Source organism: Pseudoleptotrichia sp. (assembly GCF_057270515.1).
In genome coordinates this window covers 1-18,135 of the sequence record NZ_DBHIXS010000008.1, presented here as the reverse complement: position 1 = coordinate 18,135, position 18,135 = coordinate 1, and the positions used below count along the sequence as shown (strand labels likewise).

Genomic DNA, 18,135 nt, shown 5'->3' with positions numbered 1-18,135 from the left:
AAGGAATGAGTATAACAAAAAAGTTTCTATTGCTGTATATTTCAATTATAACTCCGATAATAGTACTTATCGCTATTTTTTCATTGAAAACAGAAAATTTTCTTTTTACTTATTTAATAGCTGCTTTAATATTTTTGTTATTAGCAAAATTTGTATTAAAGATAGATAAAAAATTATGGATGTACCTCTATAAAAAATATATAAATATTCTGGACGAAGAGTTAGATCCTGAAAAATTTATAGAACTTACTGAAATTGAATATAAAAAAAATAAAAGCAGAAAATACAGAAACTATATGAAATTAAATCTTTGTGCAGGGTATTCTTCGGCGGGAAAAATACAGACAGGATATGAAAAATTAAAAGAAGTCGATTTATCAGGAAAATCGTTTTACAGGGAGCAGGATAAAATTTTGTATTATTATAATGAAGCTTTATTATTAAATGTTCTTGGTAAAAAAGAAGAAGCGGTAAAAATTTATAATGAAAATATTTTGGAAGAAAAGAAAAGGTTTGAAAATAGTCCGAATTTTAGTGAAATGAATAATAATATATGTGTTTTGGAAGCAATATTATTTTATGAAAATGATAATAATAAAATAATCGAGATTTTGTTGGAAGCATTAAAAAAAGTAAAAACGAAACGTCAAAATATTTCGATTAAATATCAGCTGGCAGAATGCAAGGAAAAAATTGGAAAAATAGACGAAGCGGAAGAATTATACAGGGAAGTTGCTGAAAAAGGAAATAAACTTTTTATAGTCGAAGAAGCAAAGAAAAAACTTGAGGAAATAAGCTCAATTTAGATTTTATTATCCCGACTGTCATCTACATAATTTCGTAGATATATAAAGACAGAGGGATTATTTTTTTTCTCATTTTTCTTTAATGTCAATATGATAAGGTAGTTATATAAATAAACAGGATAAAAAACATATAATTTTAAAAATATTGAAAATAAAAAGTAGAAGGAGAAGAATAAATATGTCTAAAAAGATAAATAAAAAATCTGTGGTATTAAAAAAAGGAGATGAGGAGAAAAAAGTAAAGATTGGATTTTCATGGATAACTCTGATTTTAGGGCCTTTTGCTCCGTTATTCAGAATGGACTGGAAATGGTCAGGAATATTATTTGGAGTAATAATTATTCTGTCCCTTATAATCAAAGATTTGGGATACTGGATTATAGTAACAGGATTTTCTTTTGTGTATAACAAAATTTATATAAAAGACCTTTTAAAGAAAGGCTGGAAACCTTTATCAGCTGAAGACAGAGAAATACTGAATAATTATACAGGGCAAATTTTTCAAGAGAACGGGAATACGGATAATCAAAATCATGGCGGCAAAAATACGCAGAATAATAAAGGTATAGGAAATAATTCATCAAATAATCTGAATGAAAGAATTGAAAAATATATAGAATATATGAAATATTTCAATATTGACAGAAATTTAGAGATAACGCCGGAAGTAATAAAAAAAGCTTATAAATCCAAAATAAAGGAAGTGCATCCTGATAGAAATCCTGATAAAGACACAACGGCAGAAACTATAAAAGTAAACGAGGTAAACAGATATTTGGAAGAAAATTTGGAATATTATTTAAGTAAAAAGAATTGATAAAAAATTTTTCTAAAAAATAATTTTATTTTAATATTAATGTGATAATATATATTTATTAAAAAAATATAAGAAAAATTTATAATTTGAAAGGGGAAAGTTATGAATAAATCGATTTATGATGAAAATGAAAGAATGATTTATGATGAGGATGACAAATACAGAATAGGTTTTGAAGAAGAAAGAAGCAGTAACTTGTTAGGAATGTCAACAGGAATAATAATAGCTACAATTATAGGATTATCGGCTTTGGTAATATTGATACCTAAAACACTTTTGACTAATTATTTTATGAGTTATTTTGCTTCGTTTAATAATAATTTCACTCTTATAAATAATTCCATTCGTATTATAAATACAGGATTATTAGTATCTCTAATTCCTGCATTTACAAATCTCTCAAATAGAAGATTGCGTCTGACGAGAAGTAATTTTAAAGTTTATCTTTTAATATTATTTGTAATGATTATTTTTGGAATAATAAATTTATCTGCCGTAATAAAACAAATAAATCAGGCATTATCATCAAAACCTGATTTCAAAACGTTACTTTTGTTCTATTCTATGCCGATGTTTAGCGGAGTTATAAATATGGCAGAATTAATGGTCATAGAAACGGCATTTCTGAAAATGATGGAAATGTATAATAAGTTTTCAGGAAAAACGGGAATATTATCGACGATATATTTTATAATAATTATGGTATGTGTAAATACATTTAACCGTATTGTTTTTTATTTATTTAACATAATCAGAAATATGGAAATCTCAAAAGGATATATTTACAACTGGTCGCAAAAAATGGAACTTTTCAAAACTTATATTAAAAATAAGAGTGTATATGAAAAGTTATTTCAGGACACTCCATTTATTTTAAGCACTTTGATTATAATAGCAGTCGGGATATTAGTATTTATAGGATTATATATTAAAGATAGAAAAAATTGGTAAAATAAATATAGAATAAATAATAAAATAAATAATAAAATAATAATAAAATAAATATGAAATAAATATGAAATAAATATAAAATAGATAATAAAATAAAAAATTCAGTATAAAATTTATTTCTCTCATTTTCCTTTAATGTTAGGATGATAACATACTTATATAAATAGTTATAAATTATAAAATTATCTATTATAGGAGGTAGAGAAATGGCTGCTTTAGTTTTTGTTACACTTATTGGATTGGCACTACTTGCAGTTTTAGGAATAATTTTCAAAGAAAATAAAAATGCGGTTAAAGTAATAAAGTCTATGATGATTGTAATGGGAATAACATTTCTATTAATTTGGAGTTGGCTGATAGATGTGTATTTTACATTATCAAATAATAATTTAATAGCGGTTTATATAATGATAGCTTTAAAAATAATATTGGTAATTATTTTCTATATAAAAAAATGGATAAAGACTCCATTGGCAGTATTACCGATTAAAATATTTTCGATAATAATGACGGATATTATGTTTATAATGATATTCCTAAAATATGGAATAGAAGGGATATATTAAAAAGGAGGTAAGAAAATGGCGAAATTAATTTTAAATGATACGGTTAAAAGATATGGAAAGATAACAAGAACGAGAACAATAAAAGTGGAACTGGATGGGAAAAAAATTGAAATTCCACATAGCTGTTCTCTGACGCTGGATACAAATCCGGGAGAACATACTTTGAGGACATATGCGAGTATACTTTCAAAAGGACCTGAAAAAAAGATAAACATAGGCGAAGAAGGGACTGAAATAGATATAATTTCCAATAGTAAAGAAGTAATAAAAACATCAATCATAGCAGGAATAATTGTAGCTTTCGGACATTATATGTTTTCATATTTTTTATATAAAATATTTTGGGAATCTACAAAAGTATTATTTTATATTTATGAATTTGGAGTATTGGCAATAGCTTATACTATTCTTCAAAAAAAAGGAGCTTTTATTATTAAAATAAAAAATAATTCGGAAAAAACAGATGAAAATTTGAAAACTCTGAAAAATTCTGAATAAATGTAAATTAATAATTATGTTAAAGGAGTTGAGAAAAATGCAGACAGGAACAGGGTGGATATTTTTAGCAGGTTTTACTGTGGCAGGTATGCTTATGATTCCTGAAATAATTGTAAGTATATTTTTAATAAAAAAAAATTTTGAGAAAATAATGGTGTATACGGATATTTTTTTATCATTTTGTTCCGTAGCCATGTCCTTACTTTCAATAGCTGTATTATCAGGTGCGAAAGAATCTCCAATATTCTCATTGATTATGTTTTCAAATGTAATTTCATATGCAGTAAGAACATTTGTATTTTTAGGTAAATATGATAAAAAATTAAAAATTCTCTGTCTATTGATAACGGGAATATGGGGCAAGATAGTGTGGTTCTTACCTTTCTTTGCTTTATATTATTTAGAAGGCTGAAGATAAAATTAGAAATTTTTAAATGAAAATAGATAATAAAATGAAAGGAATGAGTAGAAATGAGGGGAAAAATTTTTATTACAATAGGGGTACTGTTACTGATGCTAAATTTCGGAAATAACGGTTACAGCCAAACTAATAAAAAAGGTAGTCAGAAAACAGTACAGAAACAGAAAGAAGATATGGCAAAGATGATACAGGATATGAATAATTCTGAAAGAAAATATTATGAAGAGCAACTGAAAAATCTGAGCAGAGAAGAAAGAGCGGAATTGAATAAAATTAAGGAAATACTGGCTAAAGATAAAAAGAATCCAAAAAATCATATGAAACTTATATATTTTTATAATAAAATCCGAAATGCAGGAATGTATAAAGCGGCATTGGAAGATTTAATAAGAAATGTTCCTGATTATCCTGACGGATATTCCTATATGGCAATGAAATTAATGGGAGAAATAAAGTATAATGAAGCATTTGCGTATGCAGAAGCAGCAATAAAGGCTTATGAAAGGGCTGACATAAAAAAATATCCTGAAATAACGCCGGCAATAAAAGAAAACGGTATAGCAAACTTGTATATAATAGAGATACTTATGTACAGTGAGTCTTCAATGGAACAGGAAGCTATAAACCTGTATTTACAGAAAAAAGATATTATAAAAAAACATAAAAGCGGAGAAGATATTTTAAAAAGATTAAGAGAAGAAAATGAGGAACTAAAATCAAAAAATCCAAAACAATATAATATAAATAAGGAAAACCTAAAGTAAAATGATTATAAAAGAAACTGTTTCAAAGGTTTATTAATCTTATTTATGAAGGAGAAAAAAATTATGAAAAAGTGGATATTAATCATAGTGATTTTATTGGCAGTAATGAGTTGCGGAGGAAAAAATACTGAAAAGACAAAGGAAGAAGCCGGTCGGAAAACTGAAATAAAAGAAGGAGCAAATGAAAAAAATGTTGGTTCGGAAAAAATAAAAGAAGAAATAAAGAAAAAATTGGAAGAAATAAGTTCAGGGAAAACAAGTGATGAAAATATATTTGGAAAATCCTCCGGTGTAGGAGATTATTCCGAGGAACAAAAATCCAAAATAAAATCTCAAATAAAAGAATTAAAAGAAAAATTGGAAAAAGACGGGAAAAATATTGATAACTATATAGCACTCTTGGATTTTTATGCTAAAGATATGCCTGCTACGGATACCAATAGGGAAATGTATGATAGAATAATAAATTATCTAATGGAAGGATTTCCTGATTATCCGATGAGTTACTATTATATGGCAATGTCGACATACAATAAAAATCCTGATAAATGGGCAGAGTATACTGACAGAGGAATAGAAGCTTTTGAAAATCCTGACAGCCAGAAATATAAAATTTCTGAACAGGACAGTTATTTATGCAGATTGTATATGTTTAAGGCTGATAAATATAGAATTTCAGGAGAAATACAGAAAGCGGTAGATTTATACGTTCAGAAGAAAAATATAATAGAAAAAAACTGTTCAGATTCGTTTATAGTAAAAAATAATCTTAAAAATGACAATGAAAAACTGAAATCATCAGACTTGAAACAATATGAAACAAATAAGAAAAATCTGAATTAGAATATTTTTGAGAAATAAAAAATAAAAACTCTCATTTTACTTTAATGTGAGTATGATAGAATAAAGCATAAAAAATGAAAAAATATCAGTAAAATCAGGAAAGGCAATGAAAAAAAGAATTTTGATCAGGGTATTATTCTTTCGGAATTTTATCTTTTAATTAAAAAAAATGGTACATCTAAGCAAAATGGTAAAAAAATATTATCTATATAACAAAATAACTTGACAAAAATCGATTAATGTTGTAAACTATTTATATAAATTACAAACATAGTCGATTTTTTTTGTATAAAAGAATAAAAAGTATACTTACATCAGATTTATCAGTATTTAAGCACAAAAAAGGAGCGGTTAAAGGGAGTAAATTCAAAAAAATGATATAATATAAAAAATAATGGAGGAAAAAATGGAAGAAGCTAATAACTGTCATATAACGGGAGCTGAATGGGAGATAATGAGAGTAGTGTGGGCCAACAAAGAAGTAACAAGTAAATTTGTCTCACAAGTCTTGGGTGAGAAGATGAAATGGAAACATACTACAGTAAAAACCTTGTTAAATCGTCTTTTGGAAAAGAAAGTTCTCAAAAAAAAGGAAAAAGGAAACAAATATATCTACTATACGGAATATAAAGAGCAGGAAATAGCGGGACAGTATGTAATGGAAACATTTAACAGGATTTGCAGGACAAAAGTGGGCGAGATGATAAAGGAATTGGTGGAAAACAGTGAATTAAGCCTAAATGACCTTGAAAATATTGAATATATTGTCAGAAAAAAGAAAGAAAATGCACCCCAGAAAATAAAATGTACCTGTTTAGAGGGACAATGTAACTGTTCGGAACACAGTCATAAAAGAAATAATGAAAATTGCTGTATAGAATAATGACAGGTTACGATGAAAAAGGTAAATGAAATGACATACAGTTAATTAAAGTATCACTATAAGTAAAAAGTACTTTACTATAGTCTAAATAAAAAATAAATGAAATAACATATAATTATTGAAATTAAAGTCAGGACAATATTAACAAGACAGTATTAAATATTATAAAAAAACTTGAAAAAGGAGTGTGAATAAAATATGAAAAACAGTATTTATAATGTTACAGGAATGAGTTGTGCATCATGTGCAAGAGCAGTCGAAAATGCCCTTAATAAAAATGAGAATGTAAAAGCGAGCGTAAATTTTGCTACTGAAAAAGTCAATGTGGAGTATGACGAAAAAAAATATAATTTTGATAAAATAAAAAAAATAGTCGAAAGTGCCGGATACGGACTTATGGAAACATTAAGCGAAGAGCAGAAAATACAGATGTATGAGGATAAAATAAAAAGTTTGAAAAATAAACTTATTTTATCAGTTATATTTGCTATCCCATTATTGTATATTTCTATGGGACATATGATGGGAATACATCTTCCCGATATTTTAAATCCTAAGAAAAACGCTGTGATTTATTCTATAGTCCAGTTATTGCTTACATTGCCGATAATATATGCCGGAAGAGACTTTTTTATTCACGGTTTTAAAAATCTCGCAAGAAAATCACCGACTATGGATTCATTAATAGCAATGGGAGCTTCTGCGGCAATACTTTATAGCCTGTATGCCACATATATGACTATGACTGTAGACCCTGAATATCATATGAATTTATATTATGAATCAGCGGGAACGATTATAACATTGATTTTACTCGGAAAGCTTCTCGAAGCAAGGACAAAGGGTCAGACTTCTTCAGCGATAAAAAAACTGATAGGATTGCAGCCGAAAAAAGCAAAAATTATTGAAAACGGTGTAGAAAAAGAAATATTAATAGAAAATATAAAAGTTGGAGATATAATAGTTGTAAAACCCGGTGAAAAAATAGCGGTAGACGGTAAAATCACAAATGGGACTACTTCAGTAGATGAAGCAATGATTACAGGTGAAAGTATTCCTGTAAGTAAAAATATCGGAGATAAAGTTATCGGAGGAAGTATAAATAAAAATGGAAGTATACAATTTCAAGCTACGGAAATAGGAAAAGATACCGTACTTTCACAGATAATAAAATTAGTCGAGGAAGCACAAGGTTCAAAAGCTCCGATTTCAAGAATGGCTGATATTGTAGCGGGATATTTTGTACCTGTTGTAATTATTATCGCAGTTATTACAGGAATAATATGGTTTATAAGCGGCTCGGGACTGACAGCCGCACTGACATTTTTTATATCAGTTCTCGTGATTGCATGTCCGTGTGCCTTGGGTCTTGCAACACCTACATCAATAATGGTAGGAACAGGAAAAGGAGCTGAAAACGGTATTCTTATAAAAAGCGGTGAGGCTCTGGAGACAGCTCACAAAATCAAGACGGTTGTACTCGACAAGACAGGAACTATAACAAAAGGAAAACCTGTACTTACAGATTTGAAAACATACGGAAATCACGATAAAAATGAGATTTTACAGTTGGCTGCGAGTGCGGAAAATAATTCGGAACATCCGTTAGCCGAAGCTATAGTAAATGGTGCCAAAGAAAAAAATATTGAATTTAAGAAATATGATAAATTCAGAGCGATGCCCGGATACGGAATAAGAGCGGATATCGACGGAAAAGAAGTGCAGATAGGAAATTATAAATTAATGGCTTCAAAAAATATAAGTACGGACATAGCTGAAAAGGATTACGAAATATTTTCAAACGAAGGGAAAACTCCTATGTATATATCAGTGAATAATGAACTTGCGGGATTGATAGCTGTGGCGGATGTAGTAAAGGAAACAAGCAGGGAAGCCATAGAAAAAATACATAGATTGGGATTAAAAGTAATAATGCTGACCGGAGATAATGAAAAGACGGCAAAATATATAGCAAAAGAAGTAGGAATAGATAAAGTGATTGCTGAAATACTTCCATTTCAGAAGTCCGAAGAAATCAAAAAGCTTCAGGAGCAGGGGGAATTTGTAGCAATGGTCGGTGACGGGATAAACGACTCGCCGGCACTGGCACAGGCAAATGTAGGGATTGCAATAGGAAGCGGAACAGATGTGGCAATAGAGTCGGCTGATATAGTGTTAATCAGAAATGATTTGAATGATGTGGCAGGAGCGATAGCATTGAGTAAAGCAACAATTACAAATATTAAGGAAAACCTGTTCTGGGCATTTTTCTACAATGTAATAGGCATACCTTTTGCAGCGGGAATATTTTTCGCATTTTTCAACGGACCTAAACTTGACCCGATGATAGCAGCATTTGCAATGTCGCTAAGCTCGGTATCAGTATTGTTGAATGCTTTAAGACTAAAATTTTTTAAAGTAAAAAATCTGTAAAAAAAATTGAAGCTGTCTTATAAGTTAAAAAATAATGTTCTAATAAATATCATATATTTTAGGAAAATAAAAAATGAGGGTGTTTCATAAGACAAAAATAATTTTACTAATATAAATATTGTATATTTTTAAAAGTCAAAATGCGTTATTATTATTGATTTTATAAAAATAGTAAAATATATAAATTTTATGATTTAGTAATTTTATTTATCTTATGAGATAGCCTCATTATAAATTATCATTGGTGTAGATTTATAATTATTATTTTTTTACTTTAGTGAGATAGTCTCAGATATGTATTTTTATATTTTCTGATTATTTTTTGATTTTTAAAACTTTTAAATTTTTTTATGTTGATTAATTTTTTTGATTAGATTTTATTAATGGTGCGAGCGACGGGATTTGAACCCGTACAGCGTTTGCCACTACCCCCTCAAGATAGCGTGTCTACCGTTCCACCACGCTCGCACTAACTTACATATTATACTAAATTTATTATTTTTTTTCAATAGAATTTAAAAAAATTATTTTTTTTCATATAATTTTTTTATATATTCGCTTTTTTCTCCGTTTTCTTCATATACAAAGATAGGCGGTTCTATATTCAGTCCTTTATTACTATTTTTGATTGCTTCAATCAGGCATATTTTAGCATTTTCATTTCTTTTTGTATAACAGTTTTTCAATCTTTTCGGCTCTAAATTATATTTTGTAAGTAATTCCAGTATTTCTATCAGCCTCTCACTTCGGAAAACTATGGAAAAATATCCGGAATTTTTTAGCAATCGGGATGAAATTTGTATTATTTCTTCTAAAGTTAAATTTATATTATGTCTTGCAATACTCATTTTCGGTGAATTATTTATCTGATTTATATCTCCTTTAAATTCAAAATAAGGGGGATTAGTAACAATGCTGTCAAATTCATCTGTTTTGAAGATTTTTTCATAATTCTTGATATCATTGTTTATAATTTTTATTTGATTTTTATAATCATTATTTTTTATATTTTTTTCAGCAATATCGGACATTTCTTTTTGCAGTTCTATTCCGATAATTTCCGCTCGGGATTTTTTTCCTAAAAGCATAGGTATAATACCGCAGCCTGTGCCTATATCCAGTATTTTTTTAGTTTTTCTGTTTATTTTTACAAAATTTGCCAGTAAAACCGAATCCAAAGTAAAATTCTGAAAATCATTTCTTTGAATAATTTCCATTCCTTTAATTATTACGGATGTTTCTTCGCCCTCTTTTTTTTCTACGCCCATAATACTCTTCTGTTCTTGCCTCCCGTATATTTTTATTGTATACTATTTTGTTTTATATTATTTTTTATTATATCTTATTTCTTTAAATTTATCGACTTATTTTTTAATACTCTGCTCTTGAAATATATCTCAAACCATTATATAATACTGTGATAAAAAAAAGGAGAGATTTAAAATCAATGGAAAATTTAACAAATAATAATATAGATAACATAAAAGTGTCGAGTATAGGAAATACTTCCTGTGAAGCCATACTTCCCTCAGTTCCTCTAAGACCTCTGAATGAGATAGAGAAAAGCATTCAAAAAAGATACCGTTCCGAACTCTGGTCGCCTTTTATTAAAGGACTGAAAGAATTTGAAATGGTAAAAGACGGCGACAGAATTGCAGTAGCCATTTCAGGAGGAAAGGACAGTCTTTTGCTCGCTAAACTTTTTCAGGAATTGAAAAGAGCCAGTAAGACAGATTTTGAGCTTGTATTCATATCTATGAATCCCGGATTTAACGAAATTAATTTAAGCAATTTGAAAAAAAATCTTGAACATCTTGAAATCCCTTGTGAAATCTACAATGATAATATTTTTGAGATAGCTGAAAAAATTGCTAAAGACTATCCATGCTATATGTGTGCAAAAATGAGACGTGGGAGTCTTTATTCGAAAGCAACTTCTTACGGGTGTAACAAACTGGCTTTGGGACATCATATGGATGATGTTATTGAAACAACTCTTATGAGTATTTTTTATATGGGAAAATTTGAAACAATGCTTCCCAAGCTGAAATCCGACAATTTTGATATTGAACTGATAAGACCGTTGTTTTATGTGGAGGAGAAATCCATTATAAAATGGGTTAGAAATAACGGTATTCTTGCAATGAACTGCGGCTGTACGGTAGCCGCCGGGAAAACTTCCAGTAAAAGACGGGAAACTAAAGAACTGATTGCTGAACTGGTAAAAAATAATCCCGATATAAAGAAACGTATTGTCCAGTCTGCACAAAATGTAAATCTGGAAAAAATACTGGGCTGGAAAATGTCGGGGGAGAAATTTTCTTATCTTGATAATTTTTAATATTGTAAATAATATTATTCCTGAACGACAGGAATTCCCATTACAATCTGTATTCTAATTTTCGACAGTATAATAAACAGTATAAATATACTGTTCTTAAACTTAAAATACATTGGGAAAATCATTAATTTGGATTTTTAATACTATACTTAAAATTAGAAAAGTTAAATCAGAAAAGCTGTATTTATATAAAAAAAATTAATAAAGAAAGGATTTAAAAAATCAATAATTATTATAAATGATGAAATAAATGATGAGTTTTTAAAATGGTGAAAATTGTATGAATAAAACAACAAGTGATAATACATTAAAAAAAGTGTTGGGGCTTCCGACTGCTATATTTCTTGTGATCAATATGATAATAGGCTCGGGAATATTTTTTAAAGCACAGGGAGTACTGCAAATAACAAAAGCAACTCCCGGATTTGCTTTGCTGGCTTGGATTTTTGCCGGAGTAATTAATTTGTGCGGAGGACTTACTGTGGCAGAATTGTCGGGGGCTATACCCGAAACGGGTGGAATGGTAACATGGCTAAGAAAAATATTTGGAGAAAAAATCGGATATCTGGCGGGTTGGACTTTTGCTTTTGTATTTTGGCCCGCTTATATTTCTGCTCAGGCAAATGCGATTTCTTTACAGGTGAGTAAACTGTTCAGTATTGATTTATCATATCAGAATATTGTCGCGGTTTCATTTATAATATTTTTATTTGTAATGAACTTTTTAGGTGCAGAAACGGGAGGAACAATTATAAATATTTTTACAGTGGCGAAACTGATACCGATAGTCGTCATTGTTATTTCAGCTTTCTTTTTTAAAGACGGCTCCGTAAGTAATCTGACACCCGTTCTGCCTGTAGGAGAAAGCCCCGTAAGCAACGTTACTATACTCGGAGCGGCGATTTTGTCATGTATGTTTGCTTATGACGGCTGGCAACATGCGGGAACCATAGCGGGAGAAATGAAAAATCCGAAAAAAGATATGCCTGTTGCAATTACGATAGGAATTGTGGGAGTATGTATTGTCTATTTGATTATTAATATAACTTATTTGTACGTTTTACCTGCTGATGTACTTGCAGCTACTTCCACTCCTGCCGCAGATGTGGCTTCGGTACTTTTGGGAAGCGGATTTGGAGCTAAACTCGTAACGATAGGGATAATTATTTCGGTTTTCGGTACATTGAACGGAAGTATACTGATTTCTACAAGAATACCTTACACAATGGCTTTAGATAAAAATTTGCCTTACAGTCATAAATTTACAAAACTGCACCCGAAATATAAGACTTCTTTTGCAAGTTTTGTTTTAATGTTTATAATAGCGACTGCTATGGCATTATTGGGGTCATTTAATACGTTGGCGGATATGGCGATGTTCAGTCTGTGGATTTTCAATGTTCTTTCATTTATAGCTGTGATTAAATTCAGAAAAGACAGTCCTGACGCCGAAAGACCTTATAAAGTTCCTTTATATCCGTTTGTACCTGCTGTTGCTATCATAGGGGGAATTGTTGTCCTGATAAGTGCCTTGGTAACACAGACTGCATTGGCGTTAATAGGACTGCTTTTGACAGGGTCGGGAATGATAGTGTATTATTTTGTAAAAAGAGATAATTAAAAAAATAATATAAAAAAATAATAAATAAAAAGAGCTGATTTGCACTGCACCCAAAATCTTGAATAAAAGATAGAGGGTGTAGTTTTTTTTGTCTAATTTTTTGTCTAAATTAATAAATAAAAAAAATCGAAATGTGCAAGAAAAAGTTGCAAAAAAATAAAAAAGTATGCTGTAATAAGTCAAATCTAAATATTCAATAAATATTATATATTATAATTTATAATATATATATATATTGATTGCGAAAAAATTCTTGTATTTATTATATAAAAAATATAAAGTTTTTATAAATTTTTTTGTGAAATATATTGTATGTTAGAATAAAAAAAGTAGAAATAACTTCTTGTTATAACATAAGATAGTATATAAAAAACAAAAAAGAAACTACTTGATTTTAGTGGTTTCTTTTTATGTCATAAAGTTTAAATTTAAGTGATATGGTAGGAGAGGCTATAAAAATATATAATGACAATACTCAAATAAGAGAAAAAAGAAAATATAAAGTAGATGACGGATTAGAAGAAACAAAAATTATCAAAAATTTTAAGTTCAGTTCGGTCAGTCTCTTTTTTAAATCGAATTTAATTTTTTTTGAAATAAAAAATATATTGAAAAAATTTTCAATAAATTATATACTACATATAGATAAAAAATAAAAATATATAACAATATATTGTGATAATGATATAATGTTATATATTATTAATATACAGAAAGGAGACAGAAACAATATGAAAGATAAAGCCAAAGTACAGATTATTCTGACAGAAGAATATATTAATCAAATAAAAGAGGAAGTAACACCTCATTGGGGAGAATTAGGGTGGGTAACTTATAAAAGAACTTATGCCCGTTGGATACCTGAAAAACAGCGTACCGAGGATTGGGAAGAAACTGTAAAAAGAGTAGTCGAGGGGAATATTAATCTTGACCCGAGATTGAAAGAAACTCCTTTAAATCCTGATACGGTTCGGGAACTGGAAGATGAGGCAAAAAAACTTTATAAATTGATATATGGCTTGGGAGCATTGCCTTCAGGACGGAATTTGTGGATTTCCGGAACGGAATACCAACAGAGAAACGGAGATTCGCTGAATAACTGCTGGTTTATAGCTGTCCGCCCGCAGGAATATGGAAATAGTCATATAATGCCCGATTATCTTTCGGAAAATGAAAAAGCTGTGTCTATGCCTTTCTCATTTATGTTCGATGAATTAATGAAAGGTGGGGGAGTAGGTTTTTCGGTGGTTTCCGAGAATGTGAAAGAAATTCCCCAAGTAAATTATAAAACCGATTTGGTCGTAGTTATAAGTAAAGACAGTGAATCTTATGAAGATTCCATAAAGACAGGAGCAGTAGATAGAGAAGAATGGATAGCTGCACATAATTCTGACGAGTATGTATATTATTCGATTCCTGATACAAGAGAGGGGTGGGTAATGGCAAATGCCTTGATGATAGATTCCCACTTTATAAAAGTATCTGATAAGAAATATAAAAATATAGTCATAGATATTAGTCAAATCCGTCCTAAGGGAGCAAGAATAAGGGGATTTGGCGGAACGGCTTCGGGACCTATGCCTTTGATTGATATGCTTTTTGATATAAACGGTATATTAAATGAAAAAGTGAACGGATATTTGACAAGTGTAGACTGTACCGATATAGGAAATCTGATAGGAAAAGCCGTAGTTGCAGGAAATGTAAGACGTTCTGCTGAACTTGCTTTGGGATCCAGAAATGATGAGGCATTTGTTACTATGAAACAGGATAAAGATAAACTGTATCATCATCGTTGGGCGTCCAATAACAGTATAGCAATAGATAGCGAGTTTACAGATTATGCCCCTATTGTTGATTCGATTTTACACAATGGAGAACCGGGAGTTGTAAACCTTGAGCTTTCAAGAAATTATGGACGTATTATTGACGGTAAACAGTCAGGAATAGATATGTCTGCCGAAGGAACAAATCCGTGTGGAGAAATAACGTTGTCAAACGGAGAACCGTGCAATTTATTTGAGGCATTTCCTCATATTGCTTTGCAGCAGGGCTGGGACTTGGAGGAAGTATTTGCTTTAGGCACACGTTACGCAAAAAGAGTAACTTTCAGTAATTATGACTGGGAAGTATCAAGAAAAATAATCGAGAAAAATCGTCGTATAGGAATTTCCATGTCGGGAATTCAGGACTGGTTTTTAAATGAATTTGGAAATAGGGTTGTAATAGGGTTTAAAGAAGAAAAAGATCCTGTTACAAATAAAAAAGTGTCAGTACCTATTTATGATGAGAGAATTATCGAAAGAATGGAAGCATTATATCAGGCAGTTGTCAAAGCTGATAAAGAATATTCCGAAAAACTTGGATGTAATATTTCCGTTAAACGAACAACGGTAAAACCGTCAGGAACAGTTTCAAAACTGGCAGGAGTATCGGAAGGAATGCATTTCCATTATGCAGGATACCTCATTCAGCGTATACGTTTTCAGGATAGCGACCCTCTCTTACCTGCTCTTAAAGAATGCGGTTACCGTATGGAGCCTGATATTTATACTGCAAATACTGTATGCGTAGAATTTCCAATTAAAGCCGCCCATGCCGACAGCGAATATTTTGAATCGGCAGGAACTGTGTCCATAGCTGAGCAGTTCGCTACTCAAGCATTTTTACAAACTTACTGGGCTGACAATGCTATAAGCTGTACCATTACTTTTCAGGAAAACGAAGTAAATCAGGTAGCTGAACTTCTTAAACAGTACAGATTTGCCATTAAATCCACATCTCTTCTTCCTTATTACGGAGGAGAGCTTAAACAGGCACCGAAAGAGCCTATTAATGAACAGATTTATGAGAAACGTTGTACGGAAATTTCGGGGGATGTAGCAAAAACTTTTATGATACTGAATAATATAGGTGAACATGAAAATCTTGAATTGGTAAGCCAAAGTGATTGTGCTTCGGGAGTCTGCCCGATTAGATAGATATTTTGCAATAAATTGTCATAAAATATAATATTTTAGAAATAGTCCTAATTTTTAGGGCTATTTTTATAAAAATGGTTAAAAATATATAATATATATTTGAAATAGATATTATATAAATGATATACTTGTAAGAGCGGATTAAAAAATTAATTAAAAAAGAAAGGAGTTTTTGAGTAGGAAAGTAGGATGGAAGAAGCCTTTAAATTTATAAATGGGGAAAATTTTATAATTTTAAGGAAAGGAATTTAGTAAAAAAATGAAGAAAATAGTAATATTGATAAGCTTGATAGCTTTATTATCCAGTTGCGGAAGTGGAGGAGGAAGCGGAGCAACTCCTCAAACAAGTGGAGTAACACCTCAAATACCAAATATACCTCAAAATCCGGGAATATCGACACCGCCAACAGCACCAAGAGCATCGGAAATTCCGCCAACAGGTCAAGATCAAGCAGGTCAAAACAATAATCCTAGGCAGGATTTGCCAAGACAAAATTTGATACCTCAAAACCCGACGAATCCAAGTATTAGTAATCAGTTTGAAAAGCCGACTGATAATAAGGCAGTAGGAGGAAAAGGAGTCAAGATAGGAGTTTTAGACAGTGATTTTTTAAGTGAAAATGCTTATACAAGAGATTTTCACAAAGGACCGCTAAATTTTGGAACAAAATTCAGTGAAGTATTAAGCGAAGAATTTGGAGAAAGATTTACTGCTATAGAAAAAGAATTAGGTAATTATAGTACTTTGAGCGAAAATGAACATGGATTAATGGTGGCTACGATTTTAGCCGGTAAAAGCGGTAAAGGAGCAAAAGAGGCTACAGTTTATGGAGTAAGTTTCGGAGAAAGAGGAGATTATTTAATTACGGATAAAGAAAAATATGAGGAACTATATAATAAAGGAGTAAGAATATTTAACCAGTCTTTCGGTACACCTTCCGAATTTTCTGATTATAATGTTACAAATTATAAACAAAAAATACGAAATTCCGTATTAAGAGGAAATTCAACAGCTGATGAACTCGAAAGAAAAATTGATGAATTGAATAATTTTTATAAAAAAGCGGTAAATGAAGGCTCTCTGTTTGTATGGGCAGCAGGAAATACAACCCCAACACAGAATGGTGGTACAAAAACGTACAATGCACCGACAGTTCAGGCGGGCATGCCGGCTTTTATACCTGAACTTTATAAAGGTTGGATTTCAGTAATAGGAGTAAGACCGAATGGAAGTGAATATGCACCACATCTGGCAAGAGCGGGAAGAGCACAATGGTGGTCAATTTCAGCGAGTGGAGACTGTGAGCTTGAAGGATGTTATGCTTTCGGGTCATCTTTTGCTGCACCGAGAGTAACTGCTACAGCTGCTAAAATAAAAGAAAAATTTCCATGGATGACAGGACATGAATTAAAACAAACTATATTGACAACAGCAAAAGACTTAGGGACTCCGGGAGTAGATACAACATTCGGTTGGGGGCTTCTGGATGAAAAGAAAGCATTGAAAGGGCCTGCAAGTTTCAGTAGCGAATTACTTGTAGGAGAAAGAGCAGCAAATTCGGGAGAAAGAGGGCAGTTTAACGCCAATGTAACAGACAATATAACTTCTATATTTGAAAATGATATTGACGGTCACGGAGGATTAAGAAAATCAGGTAACGGAAGATTAATCTTAACAGGGAATAATACTTATCAGGGAAGCACTGATATAATAGAAGGAATTCTTGAAATATATGGTGAAAACGGATCAAATATAAATATACAGGAAAATGGAACATTGATTACATATCCGACAACAATGATAGGATTGAGAAATTATAATGGAGATATCTCGCCCGTAAATGTACAAAATAGTGGAGGAACCTTTGAAAATAGAGGTTCAGGTGCTGTTATAACAGGAGATTATATTGCCGGGAACGGTGCAGTAACAAAAGCTGAAATAGGTACAAAACTACATGTAAAAGGTATTGTCAATTTGAGTGGAAGAAATACTTTAAAACAGACAATGGGTAATAAGTATATTACTGCAAAACCTATGACTTCCACAGTGATTGAAGCTGAAAAAGGAGTAAACGGAAGTTTTGATAAAGTGGAAACTCCTGAATTAATTACGGCTTCAGTGAAATCAGGTGATAAATCTGTGGATGTTACAGTAAGCAGAAAAAATGTGGAAGACTATGTATCGACTTCAAGTGTGGGAGATGCAATGA

General features: G+C 30.7%; 15 protein-coding genes and 1 tRNA gene. 14 read left to right on the top strand and 2 right to left on the bottom strand.

Annotated features, from left to right (window positions below; all coding sequences use genetic code 11):
* Positions 1-5: 5 nt before the first annotated feature.
* The 10 genes from ACO5J6_RS06990 (at position 6) to ACO5J6_RS06945 (ending at position 8,982) form a co-directional block, all read left to right on the top strand.
* Positions 6-806 (top strand): hypothetical protein, encoded by an 801-nt coding sequence (locus tag ACO5J6_RS06990; protein WP_485642996.1) that lies wholly within the window; start codon positions 6-8, stop codon positions 804-806.
* Between the two features lie 178 nt (positions 807-984).
* Positions 985-1,623, top strand: coding sequence for a DnaJ domain-containing protein (locus ACO5J6_RS06985; protein ID WP_485642995.1), 639 nt, complete (start codon positions 985-987; stop codon positions 1,621-1,623).
* A 102-nt stretch (positions 1,624-1,725) separates the two neighbouring features.
* Positions 1,726-2,574 (top strand): hypothetical protein, encoded by an 849-nt coding sequence (locus tag ACO5J6_RS06980; RefSeq protein ID WP_485642993.1) that lies wholly within the window; start codon positions 1,726-1,728, stop codon positions 2,572-2,574.
* A gap of 206 nt (positions 2,575-2,780) precedes the next feature.
* On the top strand, positions 2,781-3,140 hold the full coding sequence (locus tag ACO5J6_RS06975; protein WP_485642991.1) for a hypothetical protein: 360 nt from the start codon (positions 2,781-2,783) through the stop codon (positions 3,138-3,140).
* Between the two features lie 15 nt (positions 3,141-3,155).
* Positions 3,156-3,638 carry a hypothetical protein gene (locus tag ACO5J6_RS06970; protein WP_485642989.1) on the top strand — a complete coding sequence of 161 codons (483 nt, stop codon included), beginning with the start codon at positions 3,156-3,158 and terminating at the stop codon, positions 3,636-3,638.
* 37 nt (positions 3,639-3,675) lie between these two features.
* A complete protein-coding gene (locus ACO5J6_RS06965; RefSeq protein WP_485642988.1) occupies positions 3,676-4,050 on the top strand; it encodes a hypothetical protein in 375 nt (124 codons plus the stop codon).
* A gap of 59 nt (positions 4,051-4,109) precedes the next feature.
* Positions 4,110-4,823, top strand: a complete 714-nt coding sequence (locus tag ACO5J6_RS06960; protein ID WP_485642986.1) for a hypothetical protein — start codon at positions 4,110-4,112, stop codon at positions 4,821-4,823.
* A 63-nt stretch (positions 4,824-4,886) separates the two neighbouring features.
* Entirely contained in the window at positions 4,887-5,666 is a 780-nt protein-coding gene (locus ACO5J6_RS06955) for a hypothetical protein (RefSeq protein ID WP_485642985.1), read from the top strand.
* Positions 5,667-6,072: 406 nt separating this feature from the next.
* Entirely contained in the window at positions 6,073-6,549 is a 477-nt protein-coding gene (locus ACO5J6_RS06950; protein ID WP_485642984.1) for a CopY/TcrY family copper transport repressor, read from the top strand.
* 198 nt (positions 6,550-6,747) lie between these two features.
* Entirely contained in the window at positions 6,748-8,982 is a 2,235-nt protein-coding gene (locus ACO5J6_RS06945; protein WP_485642983.1) for a heavy metal translocating P-type ATPase, read from the top strand.
* Between the two features lie 384 nt (positions 8,983-9,366).
* Here ACO5J6_RS06945 and ACO5J6_RS06940 read toward each other — a convergent pair.
* Together ACO5J6_RS06940 and ACO5J6_RS06935 are read right to left on the bottom strand one after the other, a co-directional pair.
* A tRNA-Leu gene (locus ACO5J6_RS06940) sits at positions 9,367-9,450 on the bottom strand.
* A gap of 56 nt (positions 9,451-9,506) precedes the next feature.
* Positions 9,507-10,250 (bottom strand): tRNA1(Val) (adenine(37)-N6)-methyltransferase, encoded by a 744-nt coding sequence (locus ACO5J6_RS06935; RefSeq protein WP_485642981.1) that lies wholly within the window; start codon positions 10,248-10,250, stop codon positions 9,507-9,509.
* A gap of 179 nt (positions 10,251-10,429) precedes the next feature.
* On the opposite strand from ACO5J6_RS06935, the gene ACO5J6_RS06930 reads away from it, so the two are divergent.
* The 4 genes from ACO5J6_RS06930 to ACO5J6_RS06915 all read left to right on the top strand — a co-directional run.
* Entirely contained in the window at positions 10,430-11,323 is an 894-nt protein-coding gene (locus tag ACO5J6_RS06930) for a tRNA 2-thiocytidine biosynthesis TtcA family protein (RefSeq protein ID WP_485642979.1), read from the top strand.
* A 280-nt stretch (positions 11,324-11,603) separates the two neighbouring features.
* The gene (locus ACO5J6_RS06925) at positions 11,604-12,944 is read left to right on the top strand and encodes an APC family permease (RefSeq protein WP_485642978.1); all 1,341 of its coding nucleotides are present in this window, start codon (positions 11,604-11,606) and stop codon (positions 12,942-12,944) included.
* Between the two features lie 731 nt (positions 12,945-13,675).
* Complete coding sequence (nrdJ, locus tag ACO5J6_RS06920; RefSeq protein WP_485642976.1) at positions 13,676-15,925, top strand: ribonucleoside-triphosphate reductase, adenosylcobalamin-dependent; 2,250 nt, start codon at positions 13,676-13,678, stop codon at positions 15,923-15,925.
* Between the two features lie 259 nt (positions 15,926-16,184).
* On the top strand, positions 16,185-18,135 hold a 1,951-nt coding region (locus ACO5J6_RS06915), incomplete at its 3' end, for a S8 family serine peptidase (protein ID WP_485642974.1).

Excerpts from the sequence above, each read along its gene's own strand:
- ACO5J6_RS06960 (WP_485642986.1), top strand. The coding sequence starts at position 4,110 with ATGAGGGGAAAAATTTTTATTACAATAGGGGTACTGTTACTGATGCTA.
- ACO5J6_RS06965 (WP_485642988.1), top strand. The coding sequence starts at position 3,676 with ATGCAGACAGGAACAGGGTGGATATTTTTAGCAGGTTTTACTGTGGCA.
- ACO5J6_RS06985 (WP_485642995.1), top strand. The coding sequence starts at position 985 with ATGTCTAAAAAGATAAATAAAAAATCTGTGGTATTAAAAAAAGGAGAT.
- ACO5J6_RS06970 (WP_485642989.1), top strand. The coding sequence starts at position 3,156 with ATGGCGAAATTAATTTTAAATGATACGGTTAAAAGATATGGAAAGATA.
- ACO5J6_RS06945 (WP_485642983.1), top strand. The coding sequence starts at position 6,748 with ATGAAAAACAGTATTTATAATGTTACAGGAATGAGTTGTGCATCATGT.
- ACO5J6_RS06935 (WP_485642981.1), bottom strand. The coding sequence starts at position 10,250 with ATGGGCGTAGAAAAAAAAGAGGGCGAAGAAACATCCGTAATAATTAAA.
- ACO5J6_RS06990 (WP_485642996.1), top strand. The coding sequence starts at position 6 with ATGAGTATAACAAAAAAGTTTCTATTGCTGTATATTTCAATTATAACT.
- ACO5J6_RS06955 (WP_485642985.1), top strand. The coding sequence starts at position 4,887 with ATGAAAAAGTGGATATTAATCATAGTGATTTTATTGGCAGTAATGAGT.
- ACO5J6_RS06975 (WP_485642991.1), top strand. The coding sequence starts at position 2,781 with ATGGCTGCTTTAGTTTTTGTTACACTTATTGGATTGGCACTACTTGCA.
- nrdJ (WP_485642976.1), top strand. The coding sequence starts at position 13,676 with ATGAAAGATAAAGCCAAAGTACAGATTATTCTGACAGAAGAATATATT.
- ACO5J6_RS06930 (WP_485642979.1), top strand. The coding sequence starts at position 10,430 with ATGGAAAATTTAACAAATAATAATATAGATAACATAAAAGTGTCGAGT.
- ACO5J6_RS06950 (WP_485642984.1), top strand. The coding sequence starts at position 6,073 with ATGGAAGAAGCTAATAACTGTCATATAACGGGAGCTGAATGGGAGATA.
- ACO5J6_RS06925 (WP_485642978.1), top strand. The coding sequence starts at position 11,604 with ATGAATAAAACAACAAGTGATAATACATTAAAAAAAGTGTTGGGGCTT.
- ACO5J6_RS06980 (WP_485642993.1), top strand. The coding sequence starts at position 1,726 with ATGAATAAATCGATTTATGATGAAAATGAAAGAATGATTTATGATGAG.